This is a genomic window from Pseudomonas sichuanensis (genome assembly GCF_003231305.1).
In the GTDB taxonomy this organism is placed as follows: domain Bacteria; phylum Pseudomonadota; class Gammaproteobacteria; order Pseudomonadales; family Pseudomonadaceae; genus Aquipseudomonas; species Aquipseudomonas sichuanensis.
Genome location: NZ_QKVM01000016.1, coordinates 51,975 through 66,213 on the forward strand (window position 1 = coordinate 51,975; position 14,239 = coordinate 66,213).

A 14,239-nucleotide genomic window follows, 5' to 3' on the forward strand; every position below is an offset into this window, starting at 1 on the left:
TTGCGTACGGCCCACACCCCAGGGTTTACCTTAGTTGCACTTGCCCCCTCTCACGCGCACCGCGATCATGGCACCTCGAGATCCAGCGGATTGGCCTCACGCGTCGCAATAACCAGTAAATTCTGAGGTTTCAAGCAGTTGCACCCCCGCGACCAAAGCAGACCGAAGTGTTAACATGCGTACACTCGAACTCGCGCAGTGCCGATACCGGGCCATTGAATTCGTACCCGACGCTCGATTGAAAGCGGCAGCCAAACCGCTGGCCAGACTTGTGCAACGCCCCCAACAGCAACAACTTAGTGGCCTCCCTTTCTATGCTCCCAGGCTTGAAGCTTTTCCAGCGCTGCCGCTCCAGCATCACCCTGCTGCGCTGGGCAACCGCGTTGTTGTGCCTGGCCTCACTGGCGGCCAACCTGTTTTTCTACTGGCACGCGCAACCACTGCCCGGCAGCCTGCTGCTGTTGCAATTGCTGGCGATGCTCGGCGCGGCCTGGCAACTGCGGCACGGCGCCCGCTCGATCAGCCTGCGCCCCGCGGAACTGGCGGACCGCATGCTCAAGGTACAGGAGAGCGAGCGCCAACGACTGAGCCGGGAACTGCACGACGACATTGGGCAGTTGTTAACCGCCGCCATGCTGCAGGTCGACTGGCTGCAACGTCGGGCACCCGAGGCACAGCAGACGCAGTTCACAACCCTGCGCGCTACCCTGGACCAAACGTTGGCTAACGTTCGCGACGTGTCCGCCATCCTCAATCCGCGACAACTGGCGAGCCTTGGGCTCGAGGCCAGCCTGCGCGCACACCTGTTGCGCACCTTGCAGAACAGTGACCTTCACTGGAGCCTGGACTGCCACCAGCGCCTGGGCGGCATCAGCGAAGACGTCTCCATGGCGGCCTTTCGCATCACCCAGGAAGCGGTCACCAACGTGCTGCGCCATGCCAACGCCCGCAACTTGCTGATTCGCCTGCAACGCACGCCGCCAGGCCTTGCCCTGACAATCCAGGACGATGGTCGTGGCTTCGTGCCCGCCCAGGCCCCGGCCGATGCTGGCCAACGCGGCATGGCTGGCATGCAGGAGCGGGCCACCGCACTGCAAGGCAGCCTGACCGTCAACAGCCAGCCAGGCCAAGGCTGCCAGATCGACGCCCTGTTCCCGTGGCCGCCACGCAGCCAGGAACGTGCCAGGACCTCCCCCCATCATGACGTGTAGATTGCTGCTGGTAGACGACCATTCGCTGATTCGCGCCGGCGTGCGCGCGCTGGTATCGGACCTGCCCGATTACCAGGTGGTCGGCGAAGTCGAGGATGGCGGCCAGTTGCTGGAGCAGGTCCTGCGACTGGCGCCGGACATTGTCCTGCTGGACATATCCATGCGCTCGACCAGCGGCCTGGACGCGCTTGCGCAGTTGCGCGCAAACGGTTGCGCTTGCAAGGTACTGATGCTGTCCATGCACACCGACCCCGACCTGATCATGCGTGCCCTGGAAAGCGGCGCCCATGGCTACCTGCTCAAGGACACCAGCGCCACCGAGCTGGAACAGGCCCTCGCCGCACTGCGCAACAACGAGCGTTACCTGAGCCCGGCCATCGCCCATACCGTGATCAACCAGGCGCTGCTGCGCGCGCAGAGCGGCAAGCCACCCAGCGAAGAGCGACATAACCTGACCGCTCGCCAACTGGAGATCCTGCGCCTGATCGTGCGCGGCAAATCCACCCGCGAGATCGCCAATGGCCTGGGGCTGTCGATCAAGACCGTGGAAACCCACCGTTCGCAAATCATGAAACGCCTGCAGATCTACGACGTGGCAGGCCTGGTGCTGTTCGCCGTGCGCGAAAAGATCATCAGCCTGGACGACTGAGCAACGGCGAATCCGCCGGCAGGTGCACGCGCAGTGCCCGGGGCACGGCCTCGAAACGCAGGCTGTCAGCCTGCAGCGGCTCGCCGTCGAGGTTGATGTCCAGGCCTTGGGCGCTCTTGATCTCCACCCATGGCAACCGCGCCCGCACGAACAGCTCCTCCCCTGCCAGCAGGCCACGCAAAGCCCCCACCATTTCCTGCGGCGCCGGCAGGATGCCGATGTCCAGCAAGCCATCGTCAGCCTTGGCGTCCGGACAGAGCACATGCCCGCCTCCGGCCTGGCGCCCGTTGCCGATGCCCAGCGCCAGCAGCTCGCCCTGCCACTCGAAACCCGGCCCGTGCAAGGTGACCGAGGCGGCCTGCAACTCACTGAAGCGCGACAGGCCGGTGAACAGGTATGCCGCCGCCCCCAGCACTTTCTTGAGGTCTTCCGAGGTGCTGGCCGTGACCTGGCTGCCAAAGCCGCCGGTCGCCATGTTGAGGAACAGCTGGTCGCCCACCTGCCCCAGGTCGATCGGCTGCGCCGGCACGTCCAGCAGTGCAAGTGCCGCCGCCGGCTCCAACGGCACCCCGGCGGCCCTGGCGAAGTCATTGGCCGTCCCAAGGGGCAACAACGCCAGGCTTGGCCGCGTGTTGGCGGCCCCCTGTGCCACAGCCTCGGCCACGTCACGCAAGGTGCCATCACCACCACCTGCCACCACCAGCGGATAGCCTGCGGCCTGCGCCTCCTCGACCAGGCGCCTGGCATCGCCGGCCTCCCAGGTGAGGCGCACATCCAGTTGCCAGCCGCGCTCACGCAACTGGCCCACGGCCTCGCGCACCTCGCCGTTGGTCGCCTGCTTGCCATGCAGGATCAGCAGTGCCTTGCGCTCATTCATCGTTGTTCTCCATGGAAAAGCCCTACCGCAATCTCGACCACCATCAACCCGAGATTGCTCCCTGAGCCAAGCGATTAAAGCTGACTTCACACAATTGACATTGAAAGCCTAAGGCTACGGGCGCATGATTCGACAAATATTTGGCCATCGATGACGATCAAAGCCGAGAAAGTCATTTTATTGACTTTTACCGCCAGATGCCTGACAGGTCGTGATTTCCGTTCGTTGCGCTGCCCCAGCGCCCTGAGTAGAGGCTATGACTATGAGCGTTCTGCCCCCCTTTATCATCGCTGGCACCCGATCGTGGCCGGCTTCCCGTGAAGCCGTGCCCGAACCCGGCGTCATCGGCCTGGTGATGATCGAAGTGCAGAGCGGCGAGCACCTGGGCGAGGACGGCATCGTACGCTTTACTGATATCCATGGACGCGCCCCGGCAGCCGCCATCGGTTGACTGCCAGCGGGCGCGTCTTGTCTTCCAGGGCCGACAGCCGGCCACGCAACGAGGAATCGGGCTCATGCGCATACTCTGGACCCTGCCCTACCTGCCCTGGCCAACCACCAGCGGCAGCAAGACCCGGCAATATCATCTGCTGCGCCAACTGGCGCAGCGTGGTCACCGGATCACCTTGCTGGTGCAGTCCAAGGTGCCGCTGGGCGATGCGGCGCGCGAAGCCCTGGAGCCCTTGCTCGAACGCCTGATCGTGCTGCCCCGGCGCCCGCTGCACAGCCCGCTGAACCTGCTGGCCTCACCGATCATCGACTACCCCATGCGGGCGATCGTCAACGGCCTGGCACCGTGCCTGCGGCATCGCTTCGAGCAGTTGCTGGACGAACCCTGGGATGTCATCCAGATCGAGCACAGCTACGGTTTCCAGCCCTTCGAAAAGGCCCTGCAGGCCCGCGGCCTGCCCTTCATGCTCAGCGAACATACTCTTGAATCGGTGATGGGCGGCGCCTGCCATGACCGCCTGCCGCTATGGCTGCGCCCCTTCAATGCCTTCGACCGCTGGCGCTACCGCCGCTGGGAGCAGCGCGTGCTGCGTCAACCCAGCGAAGTGGTGGCGGTCAGCAACCACGATGCCGAACTGATCGAGCAGATCAGCGGGCGAGCGGTCAACGTGGTGGTCAATGGCGTCGACTGCGACTACTTCGAGGCTGTCCGGCCGTGCCCCCACAGCCAGCGCCTGCTGTTCGTCGGCAACTTCGAGTACGGGGCGAACCTCGAGGCCATCGAGTGGGCCCTGGAAGAAATCCTGCCACAGGTGTGGATGAGCAACCCGGCCGTCCGCCTGGCCATTGCCGGGCATGCGCTGCCGGCCAGCTGGAAACTGCATTGGAACGACCCGCGCATCGAGTGGCTAGGCTACCGCCCCGACCTGCGCGAAGTGCAACGGCGCTCGGCGCTGTTCTTCGCACCGCTGCGCTATGCCGGCGGCTCCAAGGTGAAAATCCTCGAAGCGATGGCCGCGGGCCTGCCGGTGATCAGCACCGGCAAGGGCGTTTCGGGCCTGGTGGCCAACAACGGCGAGCACTATCTGGGCAGCGACGACAGCGGCCAGCTGGCCTTGCTGATCACCCAACTGCTCAACCAACCCTGGCGCATGGCCCAACTGGGTGAAGCCGGCCGCCAGTTCGCCCGCCAGCGCCACGACTGGAGTGTCGCGGCGCAACAGCTGGAGAACGTGCACATGCGCCTGACCCAACTGGCGCCCGCTGGCGCATCGCCCACCGGTGAGGTGCTAGCCGAGTAGCTCACTGAAGGGAATGAACGGCACCAGTTCGCCCTGGCGCGGCATGCTGCCCTCACGCACCTCCACCACGCCTTCGGCCCAGGCCGCGCTGCGCAGCACCCCGGAGCTCTGGTTCTTGTAGATGCGTACCTGGCCGTCTTCGATGCGCGCCCTCAGGTATTCCCGACGATTGCCCGGCTTGGGCCAGTCGAAACCCGCCGGTACGCTGAAGCGCAGCGGCGCGACATTGGCCACGCCCTGACGACGCAGCAGGTACGGACGGGCCAGCAGGCCGAACGTGACCAGGGTCGATGCAGGATTCCCCGGCAGGCCGATTACCGGTACACCCTGGTAATGACCGAAGGTCAGGGGCTTGCCCGGCTTGATCGCCAGCTTCCACAACGCCAGCTCACCGGCTTCGCGCAGGGCCAGGCCAAGGTAATCGGCCTCACCCACCGACACGCCGCCGGTGGACAGGATCAGGTCGACATTGCCCAGCCCGGCCAGGCATTGGCGGGTGCGCTCAAGGTCATCGGCCAGAATGCCGGCATCCACCACTTCACAACCCAGGCGCTGCAACCAGCTGACCAGCAGGCGCCGGTTGCTGTTGTAAATCTGCCCCGGGCCCAGCGGCAAGCCGGGCTCGACCAGTTCGTCGCCGGTGGACAGCACCGCCACCCTGGGCCGGCGCACCACGTCGAGGCGAGCAAACCCCAGGGTCGCCGCCAGGCCCAGCTGGATCGGCCCCAGGCGTGTGCCGGCGCTCATCACCTGCTCGCCGGCACGGGTTTCCTGGCCTTTGGGGCGCACGTTCTGGTCGACGGCCAGCGGCTCGAGGAAGCGCACCCGGCCATCCTCCAGCACTTCGGCGTTTTCCTGCATCTCGACGCAATCGGCCCCTTCCGGCAATGGCGCGCCGGTGAAGATACGCGCACAAGTGCCTGGCTGCAGGGGCTGCGGCGCGTGACCGGCAAAAATGCGCTGGCTCACCGGCAGCGCCTCGCCCTGCCAATCGGCCAGGCGCAGCGCATAGCCATCCATGGCACTGTTGGGCCAGGGCGGCAGGTCGAGCCCGGCTACAAGCTCACGCGCCAACACGCGGCCTTCGGCATCGGCCAGCGCCACCGCTTCAGAGTCACCGATCGGCGCGGCCTCGGCCAACGCCAGCAGGCGCTCGAGGGCTTCTTCCACCGGCATCAACGGCCGGGCGGGCGCAGCCTCAGCCACGGCTTTCACAGGCCGCTGCCTGCTTCAGGTGAGGGACGAAGTTGCAGGGGCGATGGCGGGCGTCGAGCTGTTCGGCGAGGATGCCATCCCAGCCGGTGCGCACGGCATTGGTCGAACCCGGCAGGCAGCACACCAGGGTGCCATTGGCCAGGCCCGCCAAGGCGCGGGACTGCACGGTCGAGGTGCCGATATCGGCCACCGAGATCTGCCGGAACAACTCGCCGAACCCCTCGACCTGCTTGTCCAGCAGGCAGGCCACGGCTTCCGGAGTGCTGTCACGGCCGGTGAAACCGGTACCGCCAGTGATCAACACCACCTGCACCTGGTCATCGGCGATCCAGGTCGCGACCTGGGCGCGGATCTTGTACAGGTCATCCTTGAGCAGCACCCGGGCGGCGAGCTGATGGCCGGCCGCCGTGAGGCGATCGACGAACAGCTGGCCGGAGGTGTCGGTCTCGAAGGTACGGGTGTCGCTGACCGTCAGTACAGCGATGTTCAACGGCACGAAGGGGGTATCTGCCTTGGCTTTCATGGGGGTCCGTCGCAGGGAAACTGGGATGTGCGCTGTTATATCACAGGCCGGCCGAGCGCTGCCCCGCCGTTGCTCCCGGTCAATGCCCCGGCCTGAGCGCTATGCTGCACTGGACAAGGAACTTGCGTAGGCGCCCTGCGTCATAACGTCATCAAGCACACTCGAACCAGGAGAAACACGATGATCCAACGGACCCTTCCCGCTTTCCTGCTTGCCCTGGGCCTGGGCGCCCTGGCCGGCTGCGCCTCGCCAGCCGTCATCACCCTGAACGACGGCCGTGAGATCCAGGCGGTGGATACCCCGAGCTATGACGAAGACTCCGGCTTCTACGAATTCGAACAACTTGACGGCAAGCGCACGCGCATCAACAAAGACCAGATCCGCACGGTCAAAGAGCTGTGATCCAGCCCCTGCATTTCGACGCAACTCCTTTTTGCAACAAGGGGTTGCGTTGAAAAAAACGATGCAGTAGCATTTTGGCCATCGGAGTGTAGCGCAGCCAGGTAGCGCGTCTCGTTCGGGACGAGAAGGCCGCAGGTTCGAATCCTGTCTCTCCGACCAAATCCCCGAAAAGCCCGCCAAGTGCGGGCTTTTTTGTGCCTGAATCACATCGCGGGGCAAGCCCGCTCCCACGTTGCCGCAAATCCTCGGCAGTGTGGGAGCGGACTTGCCCCGCGATTGGCGATTATCGAGCCGACACCGCCGTCTCCGGCATTACCGGCACATGCAGCAGTTGCAGCCGTGCACTGCTCCATTCGCGAGTCTTGTTGGTCAGTGCCAGGTCGTTGTTCAGCTTCTGGCCGTAGGTTGGCACGATCGCTTTGAGCTTGGCCTGCCATTCAGGGCTCTTGATGCGGTCCTTGAAGGTCTTCTCCAGCACCGTCAGCATGATCGGCGCGGCGGTCGACGCGCCGGGCGAGGCGCCCAGCAGCGCGGCAATGCTGCCGTCCTCGGCGGCCACCACTTCGGTGCCGAACTGCAGGATGCCGCCATGCACAGGGTCCTTCTTGATCACCTGCACCCGCTGGCCGGCCTGCAGCAGCGTCCAGTCCTCGTTCCGGGCGTTGGGGAAATACTCGCGCAGGGCCGCCATGCGGTCATCGAAGCTGAGCATCAGCTGGCCCATCAGGTAGGTGCTCAGGTCGATGTTGTCGATACCGGCATGCAGCATGGGGCTGACGTTGTGGCTGGTCAGCGAGGCGAACATGTCCAGCAGCGAGCCGTGTTTCAGGTACTTGGTGGAGAAGGTCGCGAACGGGCCGAACAGCAGGACCTGCTTGCCATCGATCATCCGGGTGTCGAGGTGCGGCACCGACATCGGTGGCGCACCGACCGACGCCTTGCCATACAGCTTGGCCTGGTGCCGGGCGACCGTGTCGGGGTTGTCGGTCATCAGGAACTGGCCGCCCACCGGGAAACCGGCATAGCCGTCGGCTTCCGGGATGCCGGATTTCTGCAGCAGCTTGAGCGCACCGCCCCCGGCGCCGATGAACACGAACTTGGCCTTGACGCTGGTCTGCGCGCCGCCGTTGGCCAGGTCGGCCACCACCACGTTCCAGCTGCCGTCCTCATTGCGCACGATGTCGCGCACCTCATGGCTCAGGTGCAACTGGACATTGGGGTTGCGGGTCATCGATGCGAACAGCTGGCGGGTGATCTCGCCGAAGTTCACGTCGGTACCGATGGCCATGCGCGTGGCCGCGACCTTCTGCCCCGGGTCGCGCCCTTCCATTACCAGCGGTGCCCACTGGCGGATCTGCTCGCGGTCTTCGGAGATCTGCATGCCGCGGAACAGCGGGCTGTGCTGCAGCGCCGCCACGCGCTTGTGCAGGAAGGCGATGTTCTCCTCACCCCAGACGAAGCTCATGTGCGGCACATTGTTGATGAATGACGGTGGGTTGCTCAGCACGCCCTGTTCGACCTGGTAGGCCCAGAACTGCTTGGACACCTCGAACTGCTCGTTGACGTTGACCGCCTTGCTGATGTCGATGCTGCCGTCCTTGCCTTCGCTGGTGTAGTTCAGCTCGCAGAAGGCAGAGTGGCCGGTACCGGCGTTGTTCCAGGCGTTGGAGCTCTCTTCGGCGACCTGGTCCATGCGCTCGTAGACGTCGACCTTCCAGCCCGGCTCAAGCTCGGTGAGGTAGGTCCCCAGGCTCGCGCTCATGATGCCGCCGCCGATCAGCAGGACATCGACGGTCTTTTGTGGCTCCGCAGGCTTGGAGCAACCGATGACGCTCAGGCACAGGAGCGTCAGCAGGATTTTCTTCATTGGATCTTTCCGGTTGTTGTGTAAGCGCGGCCTCGATAGCGAAGAGCGTGCCAACCGGTTGCAAGCCAATGTTCATGGGGGCGACACCAGGCCGCATGGCGACAAACCGCCACAGGCAGGGGGAAGATCCCGCCCGGATGGCGGATTTCCCCCGCGATGGCGGCTTCAGGCGGTCAGGCGCGAGGTGACCTCACCCAACTGCCCCGACAAGCCATGCAAACGCTGCCCGGCCTGCTCGGTATGCTGCACCGCCTGCTGGTTGGCCGTGGCGATACGGGTGATCTCGATCAGGTTGCGCGAGATATCTTCGGCCACGCTGGTCTGCTCCTCGGCCGCCGTGGCGATCTGCCGGTTCATGTCGCGGATCGCCTCCACCGCCAGGGTGATGCGCTGCAGCATCTGCCCGGCCTGCTGCACCTGTTCGGCGCCCTCCTCACTGCGCTGCTGGCCACTCTCGATGGCCTTGACCGCCTCTACCGCGCCCGACTGCACCGCTTCGATGATCTGGTGGATTTCGGCGATCGACGCCGCCGTGCGCTGGGCCAGGCTGCGCACCTCGTCCGCCACTACGGCAAAGCCACGCCCGGCCTCGCCCGCGCGCGCCGCCTCGATGGCCGCGTTGAGTGCCAACAGGTTGGTCTGCTCGGCAATGCCACGGATCACCTCGAGCACCTTGCCGATGCGCGTGCTGTCGTTCTCCAGATGGCGAATCACCGCAGCCGTGCCGGCGATCTCGCGGTTCACCAGGCCAATGATATCGATGGTCTGCTGCATCACCTGCTCGCCGGCCTGGGCGCTGTGGTCGGCGTCGTCCGCCGCGCGGGCCGCCTCGGCGGCATGGCGCGCGACTTCCTGGGCAGTGGCGGACATCTCGTGCATGGCGGTGGCGACCTGGTCGGTACGCTGAAACTGGTCATGGGTGCCGCTGGCCATGTCGCCGGCGATGTTGCGCAGCTGGCCGCTGGCGCTCTCCAGTTCTTCGGCATTGTCCTTGAGGCGGCCGACGGTGTCGGCGAGAAAATCGCGCAGGGTATTGGCGGCACGCGCCAGGCGCCCCAGCTCGTCCTCGCGACGGCTGTCGACCCGCGCGCCGAAGCGGCCCTGGCTGAGCTGGGCGACATAGTCGATCAACTGGCGAATCGGCTCGACCAGGCTGCGGTTGATCAGCCACAGGCTCAGCAGCCCGACCAGCACGGCCGAAGCCAGCATCACCAGCACGCCGAGCCACACGGTGCGCTCGGCATCAGCATTGATTTCGGCCGCACGGCCACGGGCATCACCGCGCAACTGCTCGACCAGCGCGCTCATCTGGTCGCTGGTGGCGCGGTCCACACCCTTGACCGCCATGTCGCCGGCCACCGGGTCACCGCCGGCGGCAAGGAAGGCCTGGCGGCCCTGCTGGTAAGCCACACCCAACTGCCGGTGGCTGGCCTTGAGCTGCTCCAGGCGCGCCTTGAGCGCCGGATCGCTGCTGTCGATCAGTTGGCCGAGCAGGGTCTGAACCTGCTGCTCACGGGCCTGGAACTGCTGCCAGTACTTGTCCAGCTCGGCCGGCTGGCGGCCGCGCAGCAGCACGTTCTTCCACTCCTGCACCTGGATCTTGAACTGAAGGTTAGCTTCATCGATCAACTGCGAGGCCTGCAAGGGCCCGTCTACCAGCCGGGCATAGCCATGCACGCTGGAAGACAGGAACTGGAAGCACACCAGGGCGATCAGCAACATCGCCGCCAGGCTACCGCCGAGCAGGGTGAGAATTTGCACTCTGAGGGATTTACGCAACATCGTGGATCTCGGAACAAGGAGGTAAGGAAGCGGACACGACAGCGCCGCCGACTAAAGACATCCTTGTCCTCGTTCGCAGGCCAAAAAAAAGCTGCCATCGATCGATAGCAGCCAGGTCGAGCACATACGCAACAGCTGAGCCAGATACTCTCAGGCAATTGCTACAGAATTGTTACAAGCTCGCGACAGCCTCATCCATTGTTGAACTGCAGCGCCGCCAGGCGCGCATACAGCGGGCTCTCTTCCACCAACTGGCGGTGCGTCCCTACCGCCACCAAACGCCCCTGGTCGATCACCGCGATGCGGTCGGCATGCTGCACCGTGGCCAGGCGATGGGCGATCACCAGCGTGGTACGCCCGGCCATCAACTGCGGCAACGCTTGCTGGATCAGGTGCTCGCTCTGCGCATCGAGGGCGCTGGTGGCCTCGTCCAGCAGCAGGATCGGCGCATCCACCAGCAGTGCCCGGGCAATCGCCAAGCGCTGGCGCTGGCCGCCGGACAAACCAATGCCACCCTCCCCCAGCCGGGTCTGGTAACCCTGCGGCAACTGGACGATGAATTCGTGGGCATGGGCGCTGCGCGCCGCCGCCTCGACCTCGGCCTGGCTGGCCTCGGGGCGGCCATAACGGATGTTGGCCTCGACCGTGCCACGGAACAACGCCGGTTGCTGGGCCACCAGGGCGAACTGACGGCGCAGCTCGGCCACTTCCAGGCCGGTGATCGGCTGGCCATCGAGCAGGATGCTGCCGCCCTGGGGGTCGTAGAAGCGCAGCAACAGGTCGAACAGGGTCGACTTGCCGGCGCCCGACGGCCCGACCAACGCGACCGTCTGGCCAGGCTGCACCTGCAGGCTCAGGCCATCGATGGCGGCCACCGCCGGGCGCGACGGGTAGGCGAAGCGCACCTCGCGCAGCTCGATGGCACCACTGGCGCGCCCGCCTGCCAGGCCGACGGCCTGGCGCGGCGCCAGGATCGCACTCTGCGCCGCCAGCAACTCGGCAATGCGCTCGGCAGCACCCGCTGCCCGCTGCAGCTCGCCGATCACCTCGCTCAAGGTGCCGAAGGCACTGCCGACGATCAGGCTGTAGAACACGAAGGCCGCCAGCTCGCCGCCGGAGATGCGCCCGGCGATCACATCCATGCCACCCACCCAGAGCATCACCCCCACCGCCCCCAGCACCAGCACGATCACCAGGGTGATCAGCCAGGCACGCTGGGCGATGCGCCGTCGCGCCACGCTGAACGCCGCTTCCACGGTGTCGGCGAACAGCGCGCGGTCACGGGCTTCGTGGTTGTAGGCCTGCACGGTCTTGATCTGGCCGAGGCTCTCGGCGACGTAGCTGCCGACATCGGCGACCCGGTCCTGGCTTTGCCGCGACAGGCTGCGCACCCGCCGGCCGAACAACAGGATCGGCGCCAGCACCAGCGGCAAGGCCAACACCACGATGCTGGTGAGCTTGGGGTTGGTGACGAACAGCAGAATCACCCCACCCACCACCATCAGGGCATTGCGCAGGAACATCGACAAGGACGAGCCGATCACCGACTGCAACAACGTGGTGTCGGCGGTCAGCCGCGACTGGATCTCCGAGCTGCGGTTGTCCTCGAAGAACCCCGGATGCAGCCCCAGCAGATGATCGAACACCGCCCGGCGGATGTCGGCGACGCAGCGTTCACCGATCCACGACACCAGGTAGAAGCGGGCGAAAGTCCCCACGGCCAGGGCCAGCACCAACAGCAGGAACAGGCCGATGGTCTGGTTGAGCTGGTGCATCGACCCCGTCATGAAGCCCTGGTCCACCAGCAGGCGAATGCCCTGCCCCATGGACAGGGTGATGCCGGCGGTGACCACCAGCGCCAACAAGGCCAGCAGGGCCTGACGGCGGTAAGGGCGCAGGAACTGCCAGCCCAGGTGCAGGGCACGACGTTGGCGCGAAGAGATCGGTTCAGGCATGGCGGGCATGTTCGGCAGGAAGATGGGCCAAGCCTACCACTGGTCCACCTTGCAGGAACTGCTCCAGCCGCAGGGGCATCACATCGGAGGTATCGGACGGCGTGGGGCGAAAAAGCCTTATGCCCTGCCTATGACCTTTCGTTCTAAGGTGCCGCTGGAGCTTTGCCACGCTTTCTGTTGGACTGGTCCTGTCATGCCCCGCCAGCTGTCACAGGCCAGTCATGGCAAAGCGGTACGTTTGAGCTTGAACCTGAAGAGGAGACAGGACATGAGCTTGCAGCACGGCAACGAGACGCCCAAGACCCCGAAGCATCCGCAACCTCAAGTGTGCGGTTCGATCATCGATGGCCAGGGCCGCGAGATCCCGATCACCGAGCAGATGATCCAGAAAGCCTGCAAGGACCTGGAAGAAAGCCGGGTCAAGAAAGTCGGCAAAGACTAAAACAAGAATTCCTTCGAACCCGGCGCCTGCGCCGGGTTTTTATTTGCAGGTCAAGCGGTCAAACCAGCACCGCGCCCAACGCACTTACCACCTGCGCCAGCTGCGGCGCCTCGCCCCGCAGGCGCACCGCCAAGCCTTCGATCTCACGCCGCACCGGATACTGCTTGCGCAGCAGGTCGAAGGCCGCACGCTGCTCGGCGGGGTCGTCGCTCAGGCTGCGACGGAAATCGGCATCGTCACGGCGCGGGTCGTACACCGCCCGGCACAGGGTGGCCAGGGCCCAGGCCGGCTCGGCGCCAGCATCCAGCTCGATCTGCGCCAGCGCAGGTGCTGGCAGCAGGTCTGCCAGCCGTACCTGCTCGATTTCACCCTGCACACGGCAGAACGCCTGGTAGATCTGCGCCGTGCCGCGCTGCTTGCCGTCCAGGCTGTAGCCGGCGATATGCGGGGTGGCCAGGGTGCACAGGTCGGCCAGTTGCAGGTCCACCTGCGGCTCGCCTTCCCACACGTCGAGCACCGCGTGCAGGTCTTCGCGATCCAGCAGCAGCTCACGCAGCGCGGCATTGTCCACCACCGGGCCACGGCTGGCATTGATCAGCCAGGCGCCGGGGCGCAGGCGCGCCAGGAGCGACTCATCGAGCAGGTGCCAGGTCGGGTGTTCGCCACCGCGCTGCAGCGGCGTGTGCAGGCTGATCACGTCGCACTGCTCGACGATGGTCGCAAGGTCGACGAAATCGCCCCCCTCGCTGGCCTGGCGCAGCGGGTCGCACACCAGCACCTTCCAGCCCAGGCCATGCAGTACGCGCACCAGACGCCCGCCGACTTCGCCGGCACCGACCACGCCATAAACCCGCTTGCCCAGCTCGACGCCCTCGAGTTCGGCCAGGGTCAGCAGGCTGCCCAGCACATAGTCGACCACGCCACGGGCGTTGCAACCCGGGGCGCTGCTCCAGTGGATGCCCGCTTCAGCGAAGTAATCGAGGGCGAGGTGATCGGTACCGATGGTGCAGGTGCCCACGAAGCGCACCTTGCTGCCTTCGAGCAGTTGCCGGTCGACGCGGGTCACCGAGCGCACCAGCAGCACGTCGGCGTCCTTCACGCAGGCGGCATCGATGGCCCGGCCGGGGTAGCGGCGAATCTCGCCGAAACCGGCAAAGAAGGCATCGAGCAGCGGGATGTTTTCGTCGGCAACTATCAGCATGGCGCTCTCCTGTCAGGGGAGCGCAGTGTAGCCTGATCGCGCCGGCCTCAGTCGGCCTTCTTGCGGATCCAGTACAGGTAGGTGCCGGCCTCTTCCTGCTGGCCTACCAGTTCGTGGCCGAGGAAGTTGCAGAACTTGGGGATGTCGCGGCGGGTCGAGGGGTCGGTGGCGATCACCTTGAGCAGGCCGCCGGCGGCCAGGTTGCGCACGTGCTGGTGCAACATCATCACCGGCTCCGGGCAGTTCAGGCCGGTGGCGTCGAGGATGGCGTCGGGGGTGAAATCGGTCATGAAAGGCTCCGCGAAATGATCGTCATTGTGGCGTATCCGTCGATGGGCTCCAAGGGGCTGGCAGGTCGCAGCGG

General features: G+C 65.5%; 13 protein-coding genes, 1 tRNA gene and 2 pseudogenes. 7 read left to right on the plus strand and 9 right to left on the minus strand.

Annotated features, from left to right (window positions below):
* The first annotated feature begins 314 nt into the window (after positions 1–314).
* Both DM373_RS10790 and DM373_RS10795 read left to right on the plus strand, forming a co-directional pair.
* On the plus strand, positions 315–1,211 hold the full coding sequence (locus DM373_RS10790; RefSeq protein WP_110993555.1) for a sensor histidine kinase: 897 nt from the start codon (positions 315–317) through the stop codon (positions 1,209–1,211).
* Entirely contained in the window at positions 1,201–1,860 is a 660-nt protein-coding gene (locus DM373_RS10795; RefSeq protein WP_110993556.1) for a response regulator, read from the plus strand. The genes DM373_RS10790 and DM373_RS10795 overlap by 11 nt, the downstream gene beginning before the upstream one ends.
* Here the strand turns inward: DM373_RS10795 and yegS are convergent.
* The gene (yegS, locus tag DM373_RS10800; RefSeq protein ID WP_110993557.1) at positions 1,844–2,737 is read right to left on the minus strand and encodes a lipid kinase YegS; all 894 of its coding nucleotides are present in this window, start codon (positions 2,735–2,737) and stop codon (positions 1,844–1,846) included. The two genes, DM373_RS10795 and yegS, sit on opposite strands and share 17 nt — an antisense overlap.
* A 331-nt stretch (positions 2,738–3,068) precedes the next feature.
* Here yegS and DM373_RS10805 point away from each other — a divergent pair.
* Together DM373_RS10805 and DM373_RS10810 are read left to right on the plus strand one after the other, a co-directional pair.
* Positions 3,069–3,188: pseudogene (locus DM373_RS10805) on the plus strand (hypothetical protein); the annotation flags it as partial.
* Between the two features lie 64 nt (positions 3,189–3,252).
* Positions 3,253–4,488: a glycosyltransferase family 4 protein gene (locus DM373_RS10810; RefSeq protein ID WP_110993558.1), complete on the plus strand. Its 1,236-nt coding sequence runs from the start codon at positions 3,253–3,255 to the stop codon at positions 4,486–4,488.
* Here DM373_RS10810 and DM373_RS10815 read toward each other — a convergent pair.
* Both DM373_RS10815 and moaB read right to left on the minus strand, forming a co-directional pair.
* On the minus strand, positions 4,477–5,664 hold the full coding sequence (locus DM373_RS10815) for a molybdopterin molybdotransferase MoeA (protein ID WP_167409824.1): 1,188 nt from the start codon (positions 5,662–5,664) through the stop codon (positions 4,477–4,479). The two genes, DM373_RS10810 and DM373_RS10815, sit on opposite strands and share 12 nt — an antisense overlap.
* Before the next feature lie 22 nt (positions 5,665–5,686).
* On the minus strand, positions 5,687–6,226 hold the full coding sequence (gene moaB, locus DM373_RS10820; protein WP_110993560.1) for a molybdenum cofactor biosynthesis protein B: 540 nt from the start codon (positions 6,224–6,226) through the stop codon (positions 5,687–5,689).
* Positions 6,227–6,406: 180 nt separating this feature from the next.
* Between moaB and DM373_RS10825 the strand changes: the two genes are divergently transcribed.
* Complete coding sequence (locus DM373_RS10825) at positions 6,407–6,628, plus strand: YgdI/YgdR family lipoprotein (protein ID WP_110993561.1); 222 nt, start codon at positions 6,407–6,409, stop codon at positions 6,626–6,628.
* An 82-nt stretch (positions 6,629–6,710) separates the two neighbouring features.
* Positions 6,711–6,787, plus strand: a tRNA-Pro gene (locus DM373_RS10830).
* A gap of 124 nt (positions 6,788–6,911) precedes the next feature.
* Here the strand turns inward: DM373_RS10830 and mqo are convergent.
* The 4 genes and pseudogenes from mqo to DM373_RS10845 form a co-directional block, all read right to left on the minus strand.
* On the minus strand, positions 6,912–8,495 hold the full coding sequence (gene mqo, locus DM373_RS10835) for a malate dehydrogenase (quinone) (RefSeq protein WP_110993562.1): 1,584 nt from the start codon (positions 8,493–8,495) through the stop codon (positions 6,912–6,914).
* A gap of 165 nt (positions 8,496–8,660) precedes the next feature.
* Complete coding sequence (locus DM373_RS29625) at positions 8,661–9,428, minus strand: methyl-accepting chemotaxis protein (protein WP_371923647.1); 768 nt, start codon at positions 9,426–9,428, stop codon at positions 8,661–8,663.
* 165 nt (positions 9,429–9,593) lie between these two features.
* A pseudogene (locus DM373_RS29630) lies at positions 9,594–10,277 on the minus strand (methyl-accepting chemotaxis protein); the annotation flags it as partial.
* Positions 10,278–10,468: 191 nt separating this feature from the next.
* Positions 10,469–12,232: an ABC transporter transmembrane domain-containing protein gene (locus DM373_RS10845; protein WP_110993602.1), complete on the minus strand. Its 1,764-nt coding sequence runs from the start codon at positions 12,230–12,232 to the stop codon at positions 10,469–10,471.
* Positions 12,233–12,500: 268 nt separating this feature from the next.
* Here DM373_RS10845 and DM373_RS28935 point away from each other — a divergent pair, with 268 nt between their 5' ends.
* Positions 12,501–12,674: a PA1571 family protein gene (locus DM373_RS28935; RefSeq protein ID WP_167409823.1), complete on the plus strand. Its 174-nt coding sequence runs from the start codon at positions 12,501–12,503 to the stop codon at positions 12,672–12,674.
* 58 nt (positions 12,675–12,732) lie between these two features.
* On the opposite strand, the gene pdxB is transcribed toward DM373_RS28935, so the two are convergent.
* Both pdxB and tusA read right to left on the minus strand, forming a co-directional pair.
* Entirely contained in the window at positions 12,733–13,875 is a 1,143-nt protein-coding gene (gene pdxB, locus DM373_RS10850) for a 4-phosphoerythronate dehydrogenase PdxB (protein ID WP_110993564.1), read from the minus strand.
* 47 nt (positions 13,876–13,922) lie between these two features.
* The gene (gene tusA / locus DM373_RS10855; protein WP_110993565.1) at positions 13,923–14,165 is read right to left on the minus strand and encodes a sulfurtransferase TusA; all 243 of its coding nucleotides are present in this window, start codon (positions 14,163–14,165) and stop codon (positions 13,923–13,925) included.
* Positions 14,166–14,239: the final 74 nt, after the last annotated feature.

Excerpts from the sequence above, each read along its gene's own strand:
- DM373_RS10790 (WP_110993555.1), top strand. The coding sequence starts at position 315 with ATGCTCCCAGGCTTGAAGCTTTTCCAGCGCTGCCGCTCCAGCATCACC.
- DM373_RS10795 (WP_110993556.1), top strand. The coding sequence starts at position 1,201 with ATGACGTGTAGATTGCTGCTGGTAGACGACCATTCGCTGATTCGCGCC.
- yegS (WP_110993557.1), bottom strand. The coding sequence starts at position 2,737 with ATGAATGAGCGCAAGGCACTGCTGATCCTGCATGGCAAGCAGGCGACC.
- DM373_RS10810 (WP_110993558.1), top strand. The coding sequence starts at position 3,253 with ATGCGCATACTCTGGACCCTGCCCTACCTGCCCTGGCCAACCACCAGC.
- DM373_RS10815 (WP_167409824.1), bottom strand. The coding sequence starts at position 5,664 with ATGCCGGTGGAAGAAGCCCTCGAGCGCCTGCTGGCGTTGGCCGAGGCC.
- moaB (WP_110993560.1), bottom strand. The coding sequence starts at position 6,226 with ATGAAAGCCAAGGCAGATACCCCCTTCGTGCCGTTGAACATCGCTGTA.
- DM373_RS10825 (WP_110993561.1), top strand. The coding sequence starts at position 6,407 with ATGATCCAACGGACCCTTCCCGCTTTCCTGCTTGCCCTGGGCCTGGGC.
- mqo (WP_110993562.1), bottom strand. The coding sequence starts at position 8,495 with ATGAAGAAAATCCTGCTGACGCTCCTGTGCCTGAGCGTCATCGGTTGC.
- DM373_RS29625 (WP_371923647.1), bottom strand. The coding sequence starts at position 9,428 with ATGGCCAGCGGCACCCATGACCAGTTTCAGCGTACCGACCAGGTCGCC.
- DM373_RS10845 (WP_110993602.1), bottom strand. The coding sequence starts at position 12,232 with ATGCCTGAACCGATCTCTTCGCGCCAACGTCGTGCCCTGCACCTGGGC.
- DM373_RS28935 (WP_167409823.1), top strand. The coding sequence starts at position 12,501 with ATGAGCTTGCAGCACGGCAACGAGACGCCCAAGACCCCGAAGCATCCG.
- pdxB (WP_110993564.1), bottom strand. The coding sequence starts at position 13,875 with ATGCTGATAGTTGCCGACGAAAACATCCCGCTGCTCGATGCCTTCTTT.
- tusA (WP_110993565.1), bottom strand. The coding sequence starts at position 14,165 with ATGACCGATTTCACCCCCGACGCCATCCTCGACGCCACCGGCCTGAAC.